Below are 20,531 nucleotides of genomic sequence, written 5' to 3' on the forward strand. Positions count from 1 at the left end.
CCCCTTTTCTTTCGCGCTATATCGTGTCCGTCCCGGCCGGTTCAGCCGACCATGCCGGAACGTTCGATGCTCTCGACGAAAAACCGCTGACAGATGATATACAGCAGCAGCATGGGCAGCATGGACAGGGCCGCGCCCGCCTGAATCCACACGGCCATGGTAAACGGGTTGGTGGCGTCCACCCCGGCCACCAGACGGTAGATGTCCACCGAAAGCTGGGAGAGCTTGGAGGACACCGTCTGGAAATTGTCGAAATACATGGAGACGTAATAGCTGTCGTTCCAATACCACACCATGGAAAACAGCAGCACCACCACAATCACCGGCACGCAGTTGGGCAGCATGATCCGCCCGAAGGTGCGCACGGGGCCGCAGCCGTCCACGGAGGAGGCGTCCTCCAGGTCCCGGGGCAGGTTGCGGAAAAACTGGCGGAAGATGAGGATGAACAGGCCGCTGCGCAAACCCATGCCCAGGGCGGCGGGCAGATAAAACACCAGGGGATTATCCAGCAGCGACATCTTGATGTTGGGCTCCAGAAAGACGTTGGCCAGGCTGATGAGGCCGAAAGGGTTGAAATCGCTGTACATCAAAAAGTTGGGGATGGCCACCGCCTGGGGCGGCAGAACGACGGTCAGCAGCAGTACCGCCATGAAAACGCCCTTGCCCTTGAACTGGAACCGGGCGAAGCCGTACCCCACGATGCCGCAGACCGCCACCTGAATGAGGGAGGTGAGCACGCACAGGGTAACGGTGTTGAGCAGCAGCCGGGGATAGTCCATGTACTCCCAGATCTGCCTCAGGTTCGACAGGGTGAAGGCGGTGGGAATCCAGACCACATTGGGGTTGTTCATGTCCGCCGCCGGGCGGAAGGTCATGCTGAGCATATACAGCACCGGATACAGCATAATGAAGCTGACGGCTAACATGAACACATGATAGAGCAGCTTGCCGAAAAAGCCGGCGGTATGCCGCGACAGCTTCTGCGCCGCGCGCACCTGGCGGGGGGTCAGGCCGCCCCGTTTACTGAAGGTCATGGACGCGTTCCTCCTTCCCTATTTCTCGGTATACAGGATCCGCCGGCCGATGAGCAGGAACACCGCGCCGATGAGCAGCAGGATGATCACGCTGTACACCACGGACATGGCGCTCGCGTAAGAATAGCTGTCGATGTTGCCGTTGATAACCTTCATGACGGGATTGTCCTCCCGGGTGAAGGAATCGATGATGGAATACAGGATGTTGACGAACAGGATGGGCATCAGCATCGGGAAGGTGATTTTCCAGAATTCGTCCCATTTGGTGGCGCCCTCGATGCGCGCCGCCTCGTACAGGCTGGGCGACACGCTCTGCAGCCCCGCGAGCACCAGGAGAATCTGCACCCCCGCGTACCAGGCCACGTTGATGGTCTGGGACACGAATTTGGAGATGCCGTCCGCCAAACCCTGCCGCAGCCCGAGCCCGCCCAGCAGATCGTCCAGCACCGTGATGTTCATCAGGGCGCTGTTGCTCCGGCTGGCCTGCTCCCCGAGCATGAGGGAGGAGTTGAGGTCGCTGGACAGGATGGACAGCACCACCCCCGACGTGACGATAACCGGCAGGAAAAAGATGGCGCGGTACAGGGTGCGCCCGAAAATTTTCTGGTTGAGCAGCACGCCGATGAGCAGGCTGAACAGCACGATGAGGGGCACGGTGTACAACAGGTTGACCAGCGCGCCTCCCAGGGCCGTGAGGAATTCTGGATCCCCGGTGAACATGGTGCGGAAATGGCGCAGCCCGTCGAAGCTGGTCTGAAAGCCGCCGTTTTCCAAGGTCAGCGTGTTGAAGCAGTAGTAGACGGTCAGCACGAAGGGATAGGCGAAAAACAGCGCCACGCCGAGGATCCACGGGCTGATGAACCCGTAGCCGATCAGGGACTTTTTCTTTTCATAAGACATGGTTGTTTCCTCCCCGTCAGCCGGCCAAGCGGAAGGAGCGGGCCGGAATCTCCAGGCCGTCCGCCTGCGCCGGCACATCCCCGTAATTGACATAGACCCGCACGCCGTTGTCGTAGACCGTGCGGTACAGGCCGGGGGCCAGCGCCCCGTGGCCGGTCATCCGCGCGCCCTCCACCCGGGCGAGCAGCGGCTCCAGCTCCCGGTACGCCTCGACGAGCTTCGGCTGCCAGTAGGCCAGATTGCTGCTGAACACGTCGCTGAACCGGGCGGCCAGGCGGGTGTCGCCGTCCGCGAATTCCGTCAGGCGGAAATAGGGCGCTTCCCCATATTCCGCCGCCTTGAGCAGGGTGCGGCGAAAATCGCCGCTCAGGTTCCAGGCCCCGCCGGCGTAGCTCACCCGGCCGTGGAGCACCATCTGCACGAAGGGCACCTCCCGGGAGAAGCCGGCATACCCGCTGGTGGAATTTTCGAGGCCGGTCAGCCCCGCCGCGTAGGGGAACACGTACCCTTTGGGGTCGTTGAACAAGAGGCGCAGTCCCTTGTCCCCCGCCGCCCGGTAAGCGCTCTCGTACCGCTCCAGCGCCGTCTGGCGGTCGGTGGGCCGGGCGCCGGTGAACTGGGAGCGCCGGCCGTCCGAGGGCAGGATGGCCCCGCTGGAGCGGTCGGCAATGCCGACCGCTTGGCCAGCCGCCTGCCCGGCGAAAGCGGTGAACAGCCGCTCGAACGCCGCGGCGCCCAGCAGATTCCAGGTCGGGATAGCGGGATTTTTCGTATAGGTGCTGCGCAAATACGGGCTCTGCTCATACACCCCGCCGGAAATATTGCGCACGGCGTCGGCGCTTTTCCCCGCGCCGTTGCCCGCCTTGTACAGGTTGATGAAGTCCGCCGCCGGGTAAATCGCGGCGCCGGTCCGCTCCCCGGCCGCCAGCAGCTCGGCGAACGCCCGCCGCCCGCCGACGGCCCCGTCCGCCTTGCCGAACACCGGCACCTTCTGGTAGTCGCTGCCCTTCTGCCAGCCGTCCAGCTGGACGGACAGGCCCGACAGCCCCGCCTCCCCCAGTTCCCCGAGCAGGGTCTCCACCCGCCCGGCGGTCATCAGGGGCCGGACGGTTTCCATCGGCACGGCCAGGATGCTGGACAGCTCCCGGGCGGTCATCTGCAGCTCCAGGAACAGGCGGCTGTCCGGCGCGCCGCCGGCCTTCTCGCCCAGCAGCTCCCGGCCGGTCAGCTCCGCCATCGTCTCCAGCTGTGCGTCCTCCCCGGTCAGCAGGAAATAGTCCACCTCATAGGCATCCAGCGCTGCCATATAGGGATTATAGGTCACCACCGAGCGGGCCGAACCGGTCATTTCCCGCAGCACGGCGTTGTCCACCCCGCGCAGGGTGACGGCGGACGAGGCGCTGGCGTAGGAAGTGTCCACCAGGTTGGGCGAGGCGGAAACGGACGCAAGGGCCGCGCCCTTGCGGATAATGGCCAGAAACGCCTGGCTGTTCTCCCGGATGGCGAACAGCGGGAGCGTCAGCTCCGGCGAGCGGGCCAGCGCCCGGCTGGGCAGGGAATACACCGGATCCCGGCCGTACACCTGCCCGGAATAGCTGCCGGCCCGCAGCACGTCCTCGCCGGGGGAGCCCACGTCGATGAGCCCCCCGCAGCCGTCCGGCAGCAGCACGAACCCGCTGCTCGCGGAGGCGGCGGCGCCGAAATAGGGCAGCAGCTCGACGGACACCAGCCGGTTGTCCCCGTACTCCTCGATCTCCCCCACCGCCACGCGGGCGGTCAGCCGGCCGTCCCCCAGGACGTATTCCACCGGTATCGTGAAGCCCTCGTCGGGAAAATCGAAGGTGAAGCGCACCCCGTTCGGGATACTCTCACAAGCAAAGGTCTTTTGCTGCACCGATCCGGTGTAGTTGTTCACGTCGTCGGTCACCAGCTTGTCGTTCAGAAAGGTCAGGTGCAGCTGGGAACGCATGTTGATTTTATACAGGCTGTTGGCGACTGGGTCGTTTTCCGCGTCCGGCGGATTGCTGTACCAGCGGGCCTGCCGGGCGGCGTTTTCCACATAGAACGCGCCGGTGTCCCGCCGGACGTACAGCTTAAGCTCCCCGTTTTCCGCCGCCGGCTCGAAGGCCGCCTCCCCGCCCGTATACGCGAGGGGGGTGTGCGGGGCCGCCTCGGGTTCCTCCGCCTTCCCGCAGGAGGCGCAGAGCAGGCAGCCGGCCAGCAGGACGGCGCTGAGTTTGGTTATCTTCACGGCACGCACCCTCCGTTCATAATCACTGGATCCGGAACCCGATCTCGCGGACAATATCCTGTAAGAAGGACGCCAGCTGTCCCACCAGACTGTAGGCCAGCACCCCGATAAACAGCAGGAATAGGATCGCCACCGCCGACAGCAGCAGGGACAGGACGGTTTTGCGGAAGGAGTAGCGGTGTACCTTCATCAGCCCCACGAACATCAGCAGCGCGCTCCAGTAAATTCCGATGCTCTGCACCGCCGTCAGCAGGACGCTTTCCTCCAAAGACAGCACGTTGCTGAGCAGCACCGCCAGCAGCAGCGAGCAGGCGTAGGGCGTCAGGGCATAGGCGCAGGCGATGTAAATCTCCCGGAAAAAGCCTTCCCCCTCGATGAAGGAGGCCACCGCCCAGCTGCTGACGATCCACACCAGGAACAGCAGCGCCACCTGCAGAAACTCAAAGGCCAGGTTCACCGTTTCCAGCCGGCGGTCGTTGAACAGAAAGCCGGTATAGCGGATGGACACCAGCCGCAGCACGAACACCGCCGCCAGCAGCAGGGTGGCGTACAGCAGGCTGCCCTTGTGCTCACTCTTGATCAACTCATAGCCGGCAAAGGGCTTGAACAGGGTATAGGCGGGCGTCAGTTTGCCGCGGGGCACGCGGATTTCCTCCGCCGCCGCGCTCCGCTTGACCTTCCGAGTGACGGCCACCCACACGAGAATCAGCACCGCCAGCAGCCCGACGAACAGGAAGGGGAACACCTTCTGGATTATCTGGTTGCGGCGGGCGGAAAACGCCTGGTTGTAGCCATGCTTATCCTGGGCGATGGAAAAGCAGGCCATGGCCTTTTCGTAATCCCCCCGTCCCAGGGCGGATTTGCCGATGCCGTCGTACACAATTTCCAGGTTGTTGTTCTGCTCGCGTATCTCCTCCCAAAGGGCTTCCGCCTGCTCGTACTGCTGATCGGCGTAGAGAGTGACGGCGCGGCGCAGACCGCCGCCGTAATCGGTGGGCCGGAACACCAGCAGCCCGCCGGAATAGGCGTCCAGCACCAGGCAGTCATCCCCCAGGGTGTCCAGCGCCACCGGCTCCTTCAGCGCGCCGAAAGCGGTGCCCTGCGCGCCCATGACGCCGATGAGGGTGTTGTCCTGGTCATAGGTGAACACCTTGTCGCGCTGGGTATCCAACACAAAGAGAAAGCCCTCCTCGTCCACGGCAATATCGCTCAGCACGCTGGTCACCACGGTGCCGGCCGCCAGGGAGGTTTCCAAATCGCCGTAGTTGCCCACCCCGGTTTTCACCGACGCGGTGAAGAAGCCACCCTCGCTTTTCCGGGGCAGGATGTTGCCGCCGTCGGGGCTGTGCTTTTTCACCTGCCCGTCCGCCGCGGCGTTCAGGGTGGTCACCGAGTAGAGGAAGCCCTCCTCGTCCGCGTCGATGGCGGCATATTCGGCGGGAAGGCTGCGCTCGGTCTTGCTCTTCTGTTCCGCCGTCAGGAACACGTCCAGCAGGCTGAGCAGGAAGGTTTTCAGTGAAGCGTTCACCTGGTTGCTCCCGTAAAAGCGGAGGAACTCCCCCTCCGGGCTGAACACCGTCATGCCGTAATACACGCCCTCGGCCGCCACATACAGGTTGCCGTCGGTGCCCACCGCCGCTTTTTTCGGTTTATAGGTCATATCCTTGGGCACCAGCGGGGACACCGGCTTGCCCACGCTCCTTATCACCGCGCCCTTGTCGTCGGTGATAAGCACGGCCTGCTGCTCGGGCAGGGCGATGTACAGGCGTTTGTCCTTGTCCACGAACAGCCCGGCCGCGTCGGCCAGCCCCTTTTCATAGGCCGGACGGATCTCTCTCGTCAGCTTCAGGGAGGCGTCCAGCACCGCCACCCGGCCGTTTTTCCCGTCCAGGACGTATACCTCGCCGTCCCGCACATACAGATCCGCCGGCTTATCAAAGGCCGTGGTTCCGGCGTCGGCGCCGGTAACCAGCCCGGCGGGCAGATACGCGTAGGGCGCGGCGGCCGACTCGCCCCAGACGGTGTAATTGTAGGGGCGTTCCGCGCCGGCGGTGATTTTGGCTTCCTCCAGCGCGGCGGCGGGCCCGGTGACAAGGAGCAGGACGGCCGCCAGGGCGGCGGCGGGCTTTTTGAACATGGGCTCTCCATCCCTTCTGCGCGGGGGCGTCGCGCCCCCGAAATCAGCCTACTCCTTCACGCCGGAAGTGGCCATGGTTTCGATAACGTTGCTCTGCGCTATGACAAACACCACAATGGGCGGAATCAGCAAAATCAAGGCGGCGGCCGCGCCGACGCCAGCGCGCACCATGCCGGTGGCGGAAATCTGGGTCAATACGGTGGGCAGCACCTTGCCCGCCTCGGTGTAAATCATGTTGCCGCCGGTGTTGCTCCACACCCCCTGGAACACGAAGATGATCAGGGTGATCCACGCCGGCTTGACCGAGGGCATCACGATGCGCCAGCAGATGCGCATCTCCCCCGCCCCGTCGATGCGGGCGCTTTCCAGGATGGCGTCATGGATCCCCTCCATGAACTGCTTCATGAGGAACACGCCGATGGTCATGCCGAAGGCCGGCAGGATGATGACCCAGTAGGTGTCGATGAGATGGAGCTGGGCGAACACCAGATACTGGGGGATGTTCATAATCTTCGCCGTGAACATCAGGGACACGATGATGACGCTCCATAGGGCGGCTTTCCCCGGGAACTTGTGCTTGGCCAGCACATAAGCGGCGCTGGAGGAGAACAGCAGGTTTCCCCCGGTGGCTACCAGGCTGACAAACAGGGAATTGAACACGTAGCGGGAGAAGGGCACCCACAAATTGGAGGTCAGGGTGAACAGCTGGGTGAAATTGTCGCCGGTGGGGTTCACCACGTAAAACCGGGGCGGAAACACGAAGAATTCCTCCAGCGGCTTGAAGGCGCTGACCACCGCGTAGACCAGCGGCAGGGCCATAAACGCCCCCATGACGGCCAGCACCGCGAACAGGAACACGTTTCCCGCCGGGGAACGGACCAGGGATTTGGCTTTGCGGCTGCCGCTCGCCGCGCGTGCGTTTGTCATGGCCGGCTTCCCACCCTTTCGCTTATCATTGTCCGGTCTTGCTGAGGATCAAGGTAAACAGCTTGTAGGTAAAGAGGATGAGCACGAACAGCACCACCGAAATGGCCGCGGCATACCCCATCTCATACCGCACCATGCCGTAGTCGTAGGCGTGCAGGGACAGGGTGTGGGAGGCGTACTGGATGCTGGGAAAGCCCGCGAGCACCATGCTGATGTCGCTGACGGCGAAGGCGGTGGTGATCTGGTTGATGCCGCCGAAGAGCAGCATGGGCTTCATGCAGGGCAGGGTGATGTACCACAGCTCCTGCCACCGGCTGCGGATGCCGTCGATGGCCCCCGCCTCGTACAGCTCGGCGTCCACATTCTGCAGCCCGGCGATGAAGGCCAGGAACCCTACCCCCAGGCTCAGCCACAGCTGCACCAGGATCAGCAGGTTCAAACTCATGCCCGGATCCTGGAACCAGACCAGCGGCTCGCGGATGAGGTTCAGGCGCATCAGCAGGCCGTTGGCGATGCCATAGGAGTCGGGGCTGAAGATGAACTGCCAGATGGTGTAGGCGGTGCCCGAAATGGAGGGGGCGTAGAACACCAGCGTCACCACCGCGCGCACCTTGGGCGGAAAATCGTTGATGATCCAGGCGATGATGAAGCAGAGGAAAAAGCTGACCGGCCCTGTGATCAGGGCGAAGTACACGGTGTTGGTCAGCGCCTTGAGGAACACCGTGTCCGAAACGAACAGGTTGAGATAATTGCTTAGTCCGGTGAACCCGGGGGCCTGAAACATGTTGTAATCGGTAAAGCTGAGCACCACCACCAGAGCGATGGGTATCAGCACCGTCAGCGCGTAAAACACCAGGAAGGGCGCCAGCATCAGATAGGACACGCCCGCCCGGCGGATCTCGCGCAGCTTGCCGCGCGGTGTGGCCGGCGCCCGGAAAGTCCGCCGGCCCGCTGTTTTTTCCATACCCAACGCTCCTTTTCAGCTCGTCTTTACGAACGGGCCTTGCGCGCGTCCAGTTCCTTCTGCTTGCGCTCGAGCTCGTTGTCCATGATGACGGCGTATGTACCGATGGTTTCCCGGGCGTTCCGGCCGTCCTTGACCACGTCCAGGAAGGCGTTGGCCAGGTTGCGGGAGAGGATATAGCTGGCCGGGATTTCCGGCATTTCCTTGACGCTGTCCCGCTGTCTTTCCAGCCGCTCCCGTTCCTGACGCGACCAGGCCAGGGACGCGAAGGCGTTCCGGTTGGCCGTGGAATAGCGGGCCGCCGGGCCCAGCAGGGTTTCCAGGTTGGCCGCGAAGGCGCTCTGGATCTCGTCGCTCGACCACCAGCGGATGAACCGCCAGGCGCTGTTCCGCTTATCCGAATCCCTGAGCAGGATGGCGGCGGTGCCGGTACCCTCCTCGCTGATGTCCACGACGGTGCGGCCGTCTTCCTCCCGCGGAGTACCCGGGATGGGCAGCATGACCCACTGGCCCTTGATTTCCGGCGCCTGGATATACAGGCTGTTGTAGGTGGAGAAGGGCCCGATGAGCAGCGGCATCTCGCCGGTGCGGAACCGGTTGAGGGCGTCAAAATACACCAGGCAGGAATAGTCGGTGTACAGGCTGGCGAAGGCGTCGAACACCTCCACCCCCTCCCGGGTGGAAAAAACGGTGGCGGACAAATCGTTCCGGTAATAGCTCATCCCGTTCTGCAGCAGCAGGGCCGGCAGAATGGTGGGCAGGGATCCGGTCATGCCGGCGGTGATGCTGGCCTGAATCCCGTTGGGCAGCCCCACGTCCAGGTTGTTCTGCACGATGACGGGCAGGATGGCCCGCATCTCGTCCCAGGTGGCCGGCGGCTCCAGCCCCAGCATGGCGAAAATGTCGGTGCGCACGAACATCATGTTGAATTCCTGGGTGTCGGGCACGCCGTACACCCGGTTTTCAAATGTATAGGGCACCATGGCCGTCTCGTGAAACCGCCCCTTCACCTCGTCGAAGCCCTCCAGCCCGTCCAGGGGGGCCAGCGCCCCCCTGGCCGCCAGGTTGACCGGCAGGTTGCGTCCCGCGCCCAGAATCACGTCGGGCCCCTTGCCCGCCATAATCGGCTCGACGATGGAGCCTCCCGGCAGCAGGCTGAGCTTGACGCTGACTTTTTCCGCCGGGGTGAAGCGGTTGTTGATGAGATTCTTGATAATCTGCGCCTGATCCCGGCCAGAGGTGGTCCATACCTCGATCTGTTCCTCCAGCTCCTCCGACGCGCCGATGGTGTCATAGTCGCCGGTGAAGGAGGCGAAAAATTTCCGCATTTCGAAGCCGGCGCACTCGAAGAAATTGCCGTCCCGCCGGGGCAGGGGCTGCTCCGGGGTCTGGAACCGCAGGTAATCCACCTCCAGCGGCAGGCTCTTGAGGCTGGTCATCAGGGTGGACAGGGTGCTGATGTTGGTCTTGAAGTTGCCCAGCCGCTCGGGAATGGTGTCCGGTTGCCCGGCAAAGCTCGTCAGCTGGGCCGCCAGGGTCTTCAGAAAGGACAGCTCCGATCCCAGGCTGGCGTTCAGCGCCGACACCCGGTCGAACTCGTCGTTCAGGCTCTTGCCGATGGCCCGCAGAGAGGACAGCAGACCAGGCATCTGTTCATCCAGATAGTAATCCCGAGACAGGTCAGGGGTCGCGCCGGTGATCATGACGATGTCGCGGTACAGGTCGTTGAGCTTTTGCAGCTCGCTTTCCAGCACCCCGACGGTGTAAGCCGACTCGCCGGGCACCACCTCGAGGCGCAGGGTGTGCGGCCCCTCCTCCAGATAGAACAGGAAGGGATCCTCCCCGCCGGCGGTCACCAGCTGCCAGCCGGAGTCGTAGGAGAACGCGAAGGCGTTCAGCTCCGCGCAGGGAACCTCCCCGTCCAGCCAGAACCGGCGGTAGCTGTTCACCCCAAGGGCCACGTTCTGCCGCACCCGCATGACCAGCCGGTAATATCCGGCTTTCTCCGCGTGGAAATCCCATTCCAGCCACTGGCGGTTTTTCCCCCAGGTACTGTCGCCGCCGATGGTGTTCAGCACCATACGGGACGCGTCGTTCCGCTCGGTCAGCGGGCTGGAGCGGTCGGCGGTGGGATAGAGGGTGGAATCGGATTTTCGGTCGGCCAGCTCCCCCTGGAGATCGATGACCAGCGCCTCCTGGGCCGGCACGTCCGCCGGCTTTTGATAGGGCGCGGGGGCCGCCGGGTTGCGCAGGGCCGGCGGTGCCAGGGTCATGGAGCCGTCCAGCGCCCGCAGGGTGAAGGTGTGCGTCCCCGCCTCCAGATAGAAGCGGTAGGGTTCGGCACGGAAATCGCCGCCGTACACCTCGGTTTCCTGCCAGCCGCCCCGCGCCGTCTGAATGGGGCACAGCTCGTTGCCGTTCCGGTCCGTTTCGATCCGGTCGTTTTCGTTGCCGTAGGTTTTGGGCAGGGGGATGGACGTCGCCTCGTCAAAGGGCGTTTTCCCGTCCAGGAGCAGCGCGATTTCCAGCGGCCGAGTCATGTCCGGCTCGGTGTAATAGGTTAGGGCCAGCCGGTAGAGCCCGGCGCGTTCCACCCGTGCCGTGAAGACGGCCGCCTCTCCCTGTGCGCTCAGCGGCACGCAGGCGTCCCGGCCCTGGAACGTCCCCGCCGCCGTGCCGGGCGCCGGCTCCAGCGTCAGCGACGTCACCGGCGAATCCCGGCCCTCCAGCCCGGCCAGATAGGCCTCGTAATCGGTACCGTCTTCTCCCGGGCTCCCGGCCGCCTCGGACGGTTTCGCCGCCCCGGCGTCCGGGGTTTGCTCCGCCGCCGGGGACGCCGCCGGCAGCCCCGCCGCCAGCATGAGAGCGCTCAGAAGCCCCGCCGCCAGCCGTCTGTATCTCGTCAATCCGTTCACCGCCCCCGCTGCCAATCAATCCGCGGCGCCTATGCCGCAGGCCTCGAATGCCTTCCGATCACCGTAAAAGAAATAGAACGTCTGGTTTCGTCCCGCCTCGAAGGTCAGCTCCCGGACATTCTCCGTCCAGGTCTTCCCGAAATAGTCGTATACGTCGCATTTCCGGGGCAGACGGAGCGTCCGCGTCCCGGCCGCGCCGGTATGCACCACCGCCAGGGCGTCGTCGGCGTAAATCGCATCCCCGCTGTCCAGCAGGCAGTGCGCGCCGGCCAGTTCGTTGAACGTTTTGTACAGCTTCTCGTTCAGGCCGGTATTGCCGTAGAAAATGGAGGTATACCCGTTGTCCTTGTTTATAGCCGCCGCCACCTTGTCGGAGCCGTCGTAGAGGGCCAGGGCGGTTTTCCCGCCCGCCTCCACGGCGTACCAGGGCTTGGTGTCCCGGTTGGTGAAGAACTGCCCCTTCAGCGTCTCCAGCCCCTTGGGCGGATCGGCGATAAACTGGATGTCGCACAGCCCCGCCGTCCGGTTTTCCGACAGGCGGAACCCGGTCAGGGATGCAAATTCCTCCTGCCCCGTCAGGCCGTAGCCGTACAGCCAGACCACTGTCTTCTTCGAGCCATGGAGCTTCTCCTTGAGGGCGGCCGCCGTCTGAGCGTCCAGCCGCCAGGGGGTCAGCATGTAATAGATTTTCGCGTCGTCCGCCCGGCCCTCGGCCACGTCCTTCGAGCTGTAGTAGCCGAAGGAATACCCGGAGCGGTAGAGGAAATCCTTGGTCTTGACCAGCAGATCCTCGCTGATTTGCCAGGGCTGCCCCAGCATGTTCATGGCCTGCTCGTCATAGACCACGGCCACCTCGGGCCCCGCGCCCGACTGATAGGCCGCGTAGGCGGCGTAGGCCCTCTGCGCCTCGGCGTTCACCTTCCAGAAGGTCTCGTCGTCGAACCAGCCCCGGTAGACCAGATCCAGCCACCAGGTGCCGCTGCCGTAGACCATGCCCTTGCCGATCTGCCGCTTGAGCACCTCGTAGGCCTGCTCCGCCGTCTGGATAAAAGGCATGCTGTCCCCCACCCCGGTCTGGGTGCCCCCCGGCGCGAAACCGGGCGAGGTCTGGAAGGGGGTGCGGTAGTCGCCCTCGTCGATCCACATCTTTCCCGCCGCGTGGATGCTGCTGACCGGGGACATGAAGGCCCCGATGCCGCCCTCGTTGCGGTCGGCGTAGGATACCGGACCGGCCAGGATGTCCACGTCCGGGCTCTCCAGCAGGCGGTACAGCCCGAAACTGCCGGAGAAGGGGGCGCGCACCTCGCTGTGATACCCAAAATAGGTCATGGTCAGGCTGCGGCGGCCACTGGCCTCCTTAATCGCGCCGCACAGGGCGGCGATCCGGCTGGCCAGCATCCCACTGTAGTAATCCTCGTAATCCGTATACACCTGATTCTCCGGGGTGAGGATTAAGGTATAGTTCAGAGGGTTGCGCGTTTCGCTCAGCCCGGAGCCGGGAATGCCGTCCGGAATTTCCGCCGTGTCCAGCGACACGTTCCCGTCCCCCCAGGCGTCCCGCAGGGCTGCGTCGGTGCCGTACTTGGCCTTTAAAGAGGCGCGGAAGCCGGCGGTATTGGCCGGGGAATGGTCGATGGAGCCCTCCCAGAACAGGGGGCCGAACCATTCCCCCGCCGACCCGGCGCAGGGCTGATAGCCGATGACCCGCCCGGCGTAATCCGGCACGCTGAGGACGTATTCCACCAGCGCCTTCGACGCGCGGCAGGCCTGGTCGATCCAGGCCTCCGAAGCCAGGGAGCAGAACATTTCCTGCTTGCCGGTCTGATCCCGGAAATGATCGAACGCCGCGTCCCCGCCGGGCAGCCGGTAGGCCGCTGCCGTCACGCCGAAGCCCATGACAATGAGGGCGTCCGGGTTCTGCTCGAGCACCTGCTTCATCATGCCGTCCACCGCGGCGGGAATGCTGCTTTCCGGCGCGCTGACATCGAAGTTCACCACGGTGCGCACAATATCCGTGCCGTTCTCCCCGGCCAGCTTGATTTCATGCAGGGTGGCCTCCGGATTGTCGTAGCCGTACATGGCCGACATCATAATCGGCTCGGTCTGCCTGCCGTCGATGACCATCCGGGGCACACCGTTCACCGTCACCAGCTTCGCCTCGATGACGGCGGGATCCTGCCGGACAAAATCGGGTTCGATATAGGTGGCCGGCCGGCTCACCGCCGGCGTTTTGCCGCCCTCGCAGCCGCATACACTCATCATACAAGCGCCTCCCAGCATCACGCCGCATATCCGGCGCCATGGTATCGTTTTTTTCATGGCCGTTTCTCTCCCCGGATTATTCCGGCTTCTCCGGCGAACCCGCCGCCTTTTTCCCCCGGAGGAAGAAATACCACACCGCGAAGCCCCCGCCGCCGAGCACCAGCACCGCCCCGGCGACAATCAGCACGATCCAGCCGGCAGAGAGGCCGCCTTCCGGCTCCTCCATCGTCAGCTTCACCTGAAACCGGGCGGCGGATTCTCCTGTGTCGAGGCTGACGATATCCACCGTCTGCCCCTCGGCCATCAGCCCGTCGCCGGCCACCTCCGTGCCGTCCGCAGCCAGCACCTTGGCCGCGAACCCGTCGGAAATGGTCAGCGCCGCCCGGAACTCATCCGCCGTCAGCCCGCTCTTGACCGTCATGGTCATGGCGCTGCCGTTGATCTTCACCAGCTTGCCGTCGGCAGACAGCTTGGAGGGGCCCTGCACGGGGACGGCGCTGCTCTCGCCGGAAACGGCCTGCGTGTCCGAGGTCGCCGGCGCTTCGGTGGTGCCGTCGGAGGGCGCGGTGGTCTGCGGCCCCGCTGTCTTGCCGGTGGTGGCCGGCGGCGCGGTGGTACCGGGCTTGACGGCGGGCGGCGCGGTGGTGGGCTTCGCGGTGGTGGCGCCGCCGCCAATGAGGGAGGTATCCTGATAAATCTGGTTAATCACCATGCTGCAATCCCGGTTCTGTATGCCCATCAGCCCGATGTTGACGAACGCCTTGCCCGACCGGGCGATGTTCTTCTCCATCTGTCCGGCGGTGATGGAGATGGTTTTGTCGTTGAACTGCAGGTTGTACTTATCGCCGGATTTGAAAATTTTGATGGTCAGGTTGGCCGGAATGCGATCCCAGCCCTCCACCGGCGTGTCCGGATAGTACACGTCGTCGCCCGTGTCCGGGGCGGGGGCGGCTTTCACATACAGACTCACCCCTTCTTTGCGGGAGAAGATCCGCACATGCAGGCCGCTCGAGCCGACGCTGTAGAAGCTGCCCGGCTCGGAGGACAGGGTGAAGGCCAGCGTGACGCCGTTGGTCTTGGTGGTGGCCTTGGGGAAGTTGACGTTGCTGAACTTCATCACCAGGCCGTTGACCGGCACCGTTTTGCCGTAGGCTTCCTCCTCGCTTTCCCCCACCAGCGTGATGCGGCTGTCGATGTTGTGGAAGGTAATCTGCGCGCCGTTTGCCGCGTCGGTGATGTCGATGGGCGTTCCCGCGGGGTATATTTCCCGAAAATCCTTGGCCTTCAGGTTTTCCGCCGCCGCCACGGGCAGCGCCGCCAACAGCAGGCCGGCCATCAGGCAGCCGGTCAGTATCCGCCGAAATCCTTTTTTCATAGCCCTGCTTCACTCCTTCATTCACACGATAACCAGTCCGAAACCGCGCTTTTCTCCGAATCAAACGCTCAGAAGCCGTATCCCTGCACGACATAATAGGCTAGGTTGGGCTGCCGCACGTCCAGGCGGCCGAAGGTGGCCACCACCGGCACGTCGCTGCGCAGCACCAGGGAATACTGCCCAAAGGGAATCTGATACGGCGTCTTGCCAAAGGGCTTATCCAGCCGGATGCACAGCACTCGCTCGGCCGCCACCTCCACCTCGATCCCCTTGTGAGGCGCCCGATCTTCGAACAGAACGTCCACCAGCAGGTGAGCGTCTTCCTCCCCGGCGTTGGTGATAATCAGCGCCTCGTGCCCCTGTAAGTCCGCATCCCCCGCCGGCGGCAGATCGCCGTCGGTGAACACCCAATGCCTTTTACCCCATTCCTCCATGTCTACTCCCTCTTTTCACTGTCTAAAACAACTCCTATAGAATGGAAAGAAGCACGGCCCCGCCTCAAGCGGGGGACCGGCCCTCCGTGCGGCCGGTAAGCGGTTCTTTCCAATCCCGCTAGTGGTTTTCTACTCTGCCTACTCCCTCATTTCCGCCGCCCGCAGACGGCTCATATAGAAATTTTGCTCGTGGTTATCCACTCGATGTACCACCCTAAAGCGGCTCATTACTCGCCGTAATCCAGAAGAAAGCTCGCCAGATAGGCGCAGGCCGGGACGATGAAGGCCGCGTATCCGTTTTCCTCCCGGAAGGGAATCGCCTCGCCAGAGGCCGCGTCCCGCAGCTCCAGCGCCCGCCGTCCCGCCGGCAGGCGGACAGCGATATGGGTGTCACGCAGCGGCACAGGCGGCAGCTGCTTCTGAAAATTCAGCAGATTAACCACCAGTCGGCTCTCCGCCTCCCGGTCGTACACCAGCACCTCCGCCGGCGCGGGCGCGTCGGTGGTGAACGCCGGCTCTCCGCCGATAAGCTCCCGCAGCAGCCGGCAGAACACCTCCCGGTGGGCGGGATGGGGCGAGCGCTCGAAGGCCGCCGCCGCGTAAATCGCCCGGCCCCGGCCGTAGACGTGCTCAGTCATGGCCGCCCGGCCGGTGTTCACCGCCGGCGGGCTGCTGATGGCGCCCGCGTACCGGTTCAAATCCCGGGGATCGTAGTCGGGGAGCGTCAGCGTCGCCAGCACGCGGCAGGACGGATCCGCCTCGATCAGCTGCTGGGTTCCGCTGACCGACAGGGGATAGCGGGCGTTGAAATCCCCGAAGAATCCGCCTTCTTCCGCCGGCGTCAAATAGGTGACGTTCCACGCGGTCTCCCCCTGGGTGCTCACGCCCAGCACATCCGCCAGGGTAAAATCGCCGCTGCTGCCGGAATCCCGGCGGTACAGGGAAGTCCCCTTGCTGGCGTACAGCGCGCCGCCCTCCCGAACAAAGCGGCGGATGGCCGCCTCGTCCTCGGCTGACAGCATGGCCGCGTCCGATACCACCAGCACCTTGTAGCCGTTGTCGTTCAGCTTTTCCCCCGACACCACGTCGAAGGCGATGTTCCCCTCAATGAGGGCCTCCCCCATGGCGTACACCGCGTCAAGCAAACCGTTCGCCAGGCTGCCCCGCCGCACGTCCTCCCCGTTCTCCCGCACATCGGCCATAGAGGTCTGGCTGAGGAACAAAGCCACGTCGGCCCGCAGCCGCTGCCCGGGATCCAGCGCCTTTTCCAGCGGCGCGGCCTCCTCGAACAGGGCCCCCATCCGGTCGTAAATCCGGCTGTCCACAGTTCCCTCGGGATCGATGGCATCGATGAAGACAAAGGCCGCGTTGTTGGCCAGGGCCGAATACCGCTGGGCCGCCAGCAGCGGCATGGGCTTGGTGGTGGTGTGCTCCTCCAGGGTGCTGCACCGGGACACCATGAATTCGATGGGCTTATGTACCGTGACGTTGTTGAGGTACTTGCAGATGACCGACTGCTCCACCCCGCCCTGGTAAAAATCCCCGGCCAGGTAGTCGCTCTGTTCGAAGAAGGAGGCCGTCGCCGCCCCGACCCAACCCAGCGACCAGGAGGAGCACTGCTGGGTGACGGTGATGTCCGGCCGGATGTCGGTGGCCGTCTCCCGGATAAGGGCGGCCAACTCGGTGAACCAGCCCTCCCGCTTCTCCTGAAAAAGCCGCCAGGTTTCGTCGTTCCAATTGATGGTTTCGGGGAGATCCCGCCCGGTCTCCCGGCGGAACCGTTCTCGGCAGCCGTCGCAGTAGCAGATGTTGGAGAACCAGCCGATCATGTCGATCCACAGGCCGTCGCAATCGTAGTCGGAAACCAGCTGGCTTATCTGCTCCCGGACATAGTCCCGGTACCCGGTGTTGGGGCAGCATTGGCCGAAGCGCTCCCCACGGTCCACCGAATACCCCAGACCATCCGCGTCTCGCATCCGCCACTGCGGATGGGTGTCGTAGGCCCAGCGGGACCAGATGTTGAAATAGATCACCACCCGCAGCCCCCGCCGGCGGCAGGCCGCGACGGTTTCGCCCAGGATGTCCCGGCCGTGCAGGTTTTTGTGCATGTACCCCGCCCGCGTCCGAAAATAGCAGATCCCGAGACAGGAGCCGGCGTATAGGATGGCGGTGTCCACCTTGGAGCGGGCCAGGTTCTGAGCGTATGTCTCCGGGTCGTATGCCGCCAGGTATTTTTCCTGGAAATCGCTAATATGCATGTCTATGAGGTTGCGCCGGAAGCTGCGTGTATACCAGGGAGCGTCCATGGTTGGCCTCCTTTAATCCCCAAGCAGGATTTTGTCCATCTTGGGGCTCAGCGGCACCGGCCCCTTATCGGTGATTTCATATCCGGTTTCCACCCGCAGGCCGTGGAATTCCGGATGTCCGAAGAAGCTGACGTCCACGTTGATGGTCATTCCCGGCTCCACCACGTCGATGCTGTTCGGGCCGAAGAAGGGCGCCTCCGCCTCCATGATGCCCGTGGTGTGCGCGAAGGGACAGACCAGATACGGCAGATAGCCGTGCTTTTCGAAATACGCCCGGCCCACCGCGTGGATTTCCTTGCCGCATTTGCCGGGCACCAGCATCGCCCGGGTCAGCCGCATGACCTCTTTCATGTGCTTGAGGCATTCCTCCTGGGCCGGCGTGTACGCCCCGCTGACCGGCAGCGTGTGACCGAAGCAGCCGCTGTACCCCTTGTACCGGGGCGAGATGCCCAGCATGACCAGCTCGCCGCTCTCCATGCGCCTGTCCAGCGCCGTGGGTACCACCGCGTTGGAGCGGGGCCCGCTGCCCACGATGGTCTGGAAGGCGAAGCCGGAGGCCCCTTGCATCCGAGCGGCCGCTTCCCCGGCCGCCGCCACCTGGTACTCATAGTTGCCCGGCTTCACCTGCGCCGCCATGGCGTCATAGGCCAAGTCCGCCAGCGCAAACGCCTTGCGCATCTGCGCCCGCTCCCAGTCGGATTTTATGTACCGCAGCCGCAAAAACTCGTCGGTGATGTCCACGAACTCCACGCCCCGGAACTCCTCCCGGATGCCGGTATACACCGAAACCGGCATCTGATCCGCCCCCACCAGACCGACCCGCCGGATGCCGCCCGCCGAAATCTCCCGGAACAAATCCGCGAAGGTGATGATGGTGGCGTTGGGGTACTCCTCGTCCGGCACCATGAACACCGGCAGGTTTCTGGTCTCCTTGACGGCGCTGTCCTGCTTGGCAAAGGGCTCGCTTTCCGGCCCGCCGAGGATCATCGGCTTCCCCCGTGCGGGCACCAGCACCGTGCCGCTCTCAAACTGTGGGCACCAGGCCGTCAGGTACCAGCCGTTGCCCAAATTGTACTCATCGTAGTAAATTAGGGCGAAATCCAGATTTTTTTGGTGGAGAATGTTTTGCACCGCTACGATGCGGCTTTCATGTTCGTTATTGTCATAATATGCCATGTTAACCCCTCCGTTTTTGTATTATGCATTGATAAATCGTTTGCATCAACAACTACAGTATAAAACAACGTTTGCACAATGTCAATATGTTAATATTGACATTGTTTTGAAAAATAAACTATAAAATTAGCCCATATAAGCAAGCTTTTAAATGAAGGTTCTAAATGAATGCAGCAGTACATATTTCTATATCGTGAAATCGTTTGCGCTATTTTGCGAATAGTATTTTTCGATATTTTTCAAATAAAAGGCGATTTTTCCGAAAAAACAAGGGCAGGATGAAGAAAAAACGCCTCTTCTTCTGTTCCAGTGCAAGCCTTTATGTTTCATGTGTTCTCCCTGGTTATGCAACCGGCATCGGCCCCATACTCCTTGCGCGATTGTCCTTTCAAACCGAACGGAAACCTCCTCCACCCGCTTATGGTTTCCGATAAGCCGGTCCCGCATTTTACACAGACAACAGCACAAGCCCCGGAAGTCGAACGACTTCCGGGGCTTGTGCTGTTGTCTGTGTATGCTCCGGCGCAATCAAAGCGGTTATCGCTTGCTTTGGACGGCCTCCTCATACTGCTTCAGCGACGTTAGCCAATCGGTGTTCACGGGCACGCCCGTCTGCAGGCACAGCGCGTTCCACACGGCGTTGATCGGCAGATTTTTGAACTCCTCCATGAGCGCGAGACGGGTGGTGTAATCGCCGGCCGCCTCTGCCTGCTCGAGCAGGTGACTGGGCTCCAGCAGGGCGGTCAGCATTCCCTTCCCGGCGGCCCGCAGGCCGATCACCCAGGCGGCCACCCGGTTGATGCTCGCGTCGAAGTAATCCAACCCCATGGCGATCTTCCCGAAAAAGCCGCCCCGCTTCATCTCCTGCATCAGGCTGGTCAAATCGTCGCTTTGAATCAGCACATGATCGCTGTCCCAGCGGATGCCCCGGCTGATATGCAGCATCAAATCATCCACCAGCAGGGCCACCGAGGACAGCTTATCCACGACGCTTTCGGTCGGATGATAATGCCCGGTGTCCATGCAGACGCCGACATGGTTTTTCGCCGCATAGGCCAGATAAAACTCATGGGAACCCACGGTAAAGCTTTCCACCCCGATGCCGAACAGCTTACCCTCCAGCACGTCGACCACATACTGTCTATCCTGCCTGAGCGCAAAAATCTGATCCAGCGAATCCTTCAGATACTCCCGATAGAGCAGCCGGTTGGCCGGGATATCCTTTAAGCCGTCCGGAATCCAGATGTTGTTGACGCAGACCGTGCCCAGCTGCCGGCCGATTTCGGCCGAAATGGCGCGCGCGCCGATCCCCGCCTTTATCCAATAGTCGCGCACGTCCTTCCGACGGGAAGCCAGGGAAAATCCGTCCACCATCATCGGATGGGTGAAAAAGGAGGCGTTGAAGTCGAGCCCGTAGCCCTGTTCCTTCGCCCAGTCGATCCAGTTCTGGAAGTCCTCCGCCGTCAGCTCATTGCGCGGGGTCGGCGTTTTGGGCTCCGCATACATGCTGTGCAGATTGACGCGATGGCGGCAAGGCGACAGGCTGAACGCCATGTCGATATCCTGCCGCAGCTCCCGTGCGTTGCGCGCCGCTCCGCCGTAGCTGCCGGTGACCAGATTTTGGCTGGCCACATCCCCCAGCTGCTCGAAGCCCTGTACGTCATCCCCCTGCCAGCAATGCAGCGATATGGGGATTTCCCGGAACTGCCGCAGCGCCTCGTCGGTATCCACGCCAAACCCACGGTAAACCCGCTTGGCCTCCTCATAGGCCTTCAGAATTTGCTCGGTATCCGTCGGATACATCCTGGTTTTCCTCCCTTGCATCATCGATTTTATATAGGGCAGCCCTA

At 63.0% G+C, this 20,531-nt stretch carries 13 protein-coding genes; all 13 read right to left on the reverse strand.

The annotated features are described in order from the left end of the window. Nucleotides 1-41 precede the first annotated feature (41 nt). Nucleotides 42-1,034: a carbohydrate ABC transporter permease gene (locus ACSAMM_RS06770; RefSeq protein WP_457790635.1), complete on the reverse strand. Its 993-nt coding sequence runs from the start codon at nucleotides 1,032-1,034 to the stop codon at nucleotides 42-44. Between the two features lie 18 nt (nucleotides 1,035-1,052). Beyond that, on the reverse strand, nucleotides 1,053-1,934 hold the full coding sequence (locus tag ACSAMM_RS06775; RefSeq protein WP_457790636.1) for a carbohydrate ABC transporter permease: 882 nt from the start codon (nucleotides 1,932-1,934) through the stop codon (nucleotides 1,053-1,055). A 16-nt stretch (nucleotides 1,935-1,950) separates the two neighbouring features. Further along, nucleotides 1,951-4,185, reverse strand: coding sequence for a DUF5696 domain-containing protein (locus ACSAMM_RS06780; protein ID WP_457790637.1), 2,235 nt, complete (start codon nucleotides 4,183-4,185; stop codon nucleotides 1,951-1,953). 22 nt (nucleotides 4,186-4,207) lie between these two features. Further along, nucleotides 4,208-6,322 carry a YIP1 family protein gene (locus ACSAMM_RS06785; protein ID WP_457790638.1) on the reverse strand — a complete coding sequence of 705 codons (2,115 nt, stop codon included), beginning with the start codon at nucleotides 6,320-6,322 and terminating at the stop codon, nucleotides 4,208-4,210. A 48-nt stretch (nucleotides 6,323-6,370) separates the two neighbouring features. Next, complete coding sequence (locus ACSAMM_RS06790; protein WP_457790639.1) at nucleotides 6,371-7,249, reverse strand: carbohydrate ABC transporter permease; 879 nt, start codon at nucleotides 7,247-7,249, stop codon at nucleotides 6,371-6,373. 25 nt (nucleotides 7,250-7,274) lie between these two features. Next, nucleotides 7,275-8,213: a carbohydrate ABC transporter permease gene (locus ACSAMM_RS06795; protein WP_457790640.1), complete on the reverse strand. Its 939-nt coding sequence runs from the start codon at nucleotides 8,211-8,213 to the stop codon at nucleotides 7,275-7,277. A 26-nt stretch (nucleotides 8,214-8,239) separates the two neighbouring features. Then, nucleotides 8,240-11,119 (reverse strand): extracellular solute-binding protein, encoded by a 2,880-nt coding sequence (locus ACSAMM_RS06800; protein WP_457790641.1) that lies wholly within the window; start codon nucleotides 11,117-11,119, stop codon nucleotides 8,240-8,242. A gap of 24 nt (nucleotides 11,120-11,143) precedes the next feature. Beyond that, on the reverse strand, nucleotides 11,144-13,390 hold the full coding sequence (locus tag ACSAMM_RS06805; protein ID WP_457790642.1) for a hypothetical protein: 2,247 nt from the start codon (nucleotides 13,388-13,390) through the stop codon (nucleotides 11,144-11,146). Nucleotides 13,391-13,466: 76 nt separating this feature from the next. Next, a complete protein-coding gene (locus tag ACSAMM_RS06810; RefSeq protein WP_457790643.1) occupies nucleotides 13,467-14,765 on the reverse strand; it encodes a hypothetical protein in 1,299 nt (432 codons plus the stop codon). 68 nt (nucleotides 14,766-14,833) lie between these two features. Continuing rightward, nucleotides 14,834-15,199 carry a sensory rhodopsin transducer gene (locus tag ACSAMM_RS06815; RefSeq protein WP_457790644.1) on the reverse strand — a complete coding sequence of 122 codons (366 nt, stop codon included), beginning with the start codon at nucleotides 15,197-15,199 and terminating at the stop codon, nucleotides 14,834-14,836. Between the two features lie 227 nt (nucleotides 15,200-15,426). Next, nucleotides 15,427-17,505, reverse strand: a complete 2,079-nt coding sequence (locus ACSAMM_RS06820) for an alpha-amylase family protein (RefSeq protein WP_457790645.1) — start codon at nucleotides 17,503-17,505, stop codon at nucleotides 15,427-15,429. Nucleotides 17,506-17,517: 12 nt separating this feature from the next. Then, entirely contained in the window at nucleotides 17,518-18,681 is a 1,164-nt protein-coding gene (locus ACSAMM_RS06825; protein ID WP_457790646.1) for a M24 family metallopeptidase, read from the reverse strand. A 537-nt stretch (nucleotides 18,682-19,218) separates the two neighbouring features. Further along, the gene (locus tag ACSAMM_RS06830; RefSeq protein ID WP_457790647.1) at nucleotides 19,219-20,484 is read right to left on the reverse strand and encodes an L-rhamnose isomerase; all 1,266 of its coding nucleotides are present in this window, start codon (nucleotides 20,482-20,484) and stop codon (nucleotides 19,219-19,221) included. Between the last annotated feature and the right edge of the window lie 47 nt (nucleotides 20,485-20,531).

It is taken from the genome of Anaeromassilibacillus sp. SJQ-5, assembly GCF_054108045.1.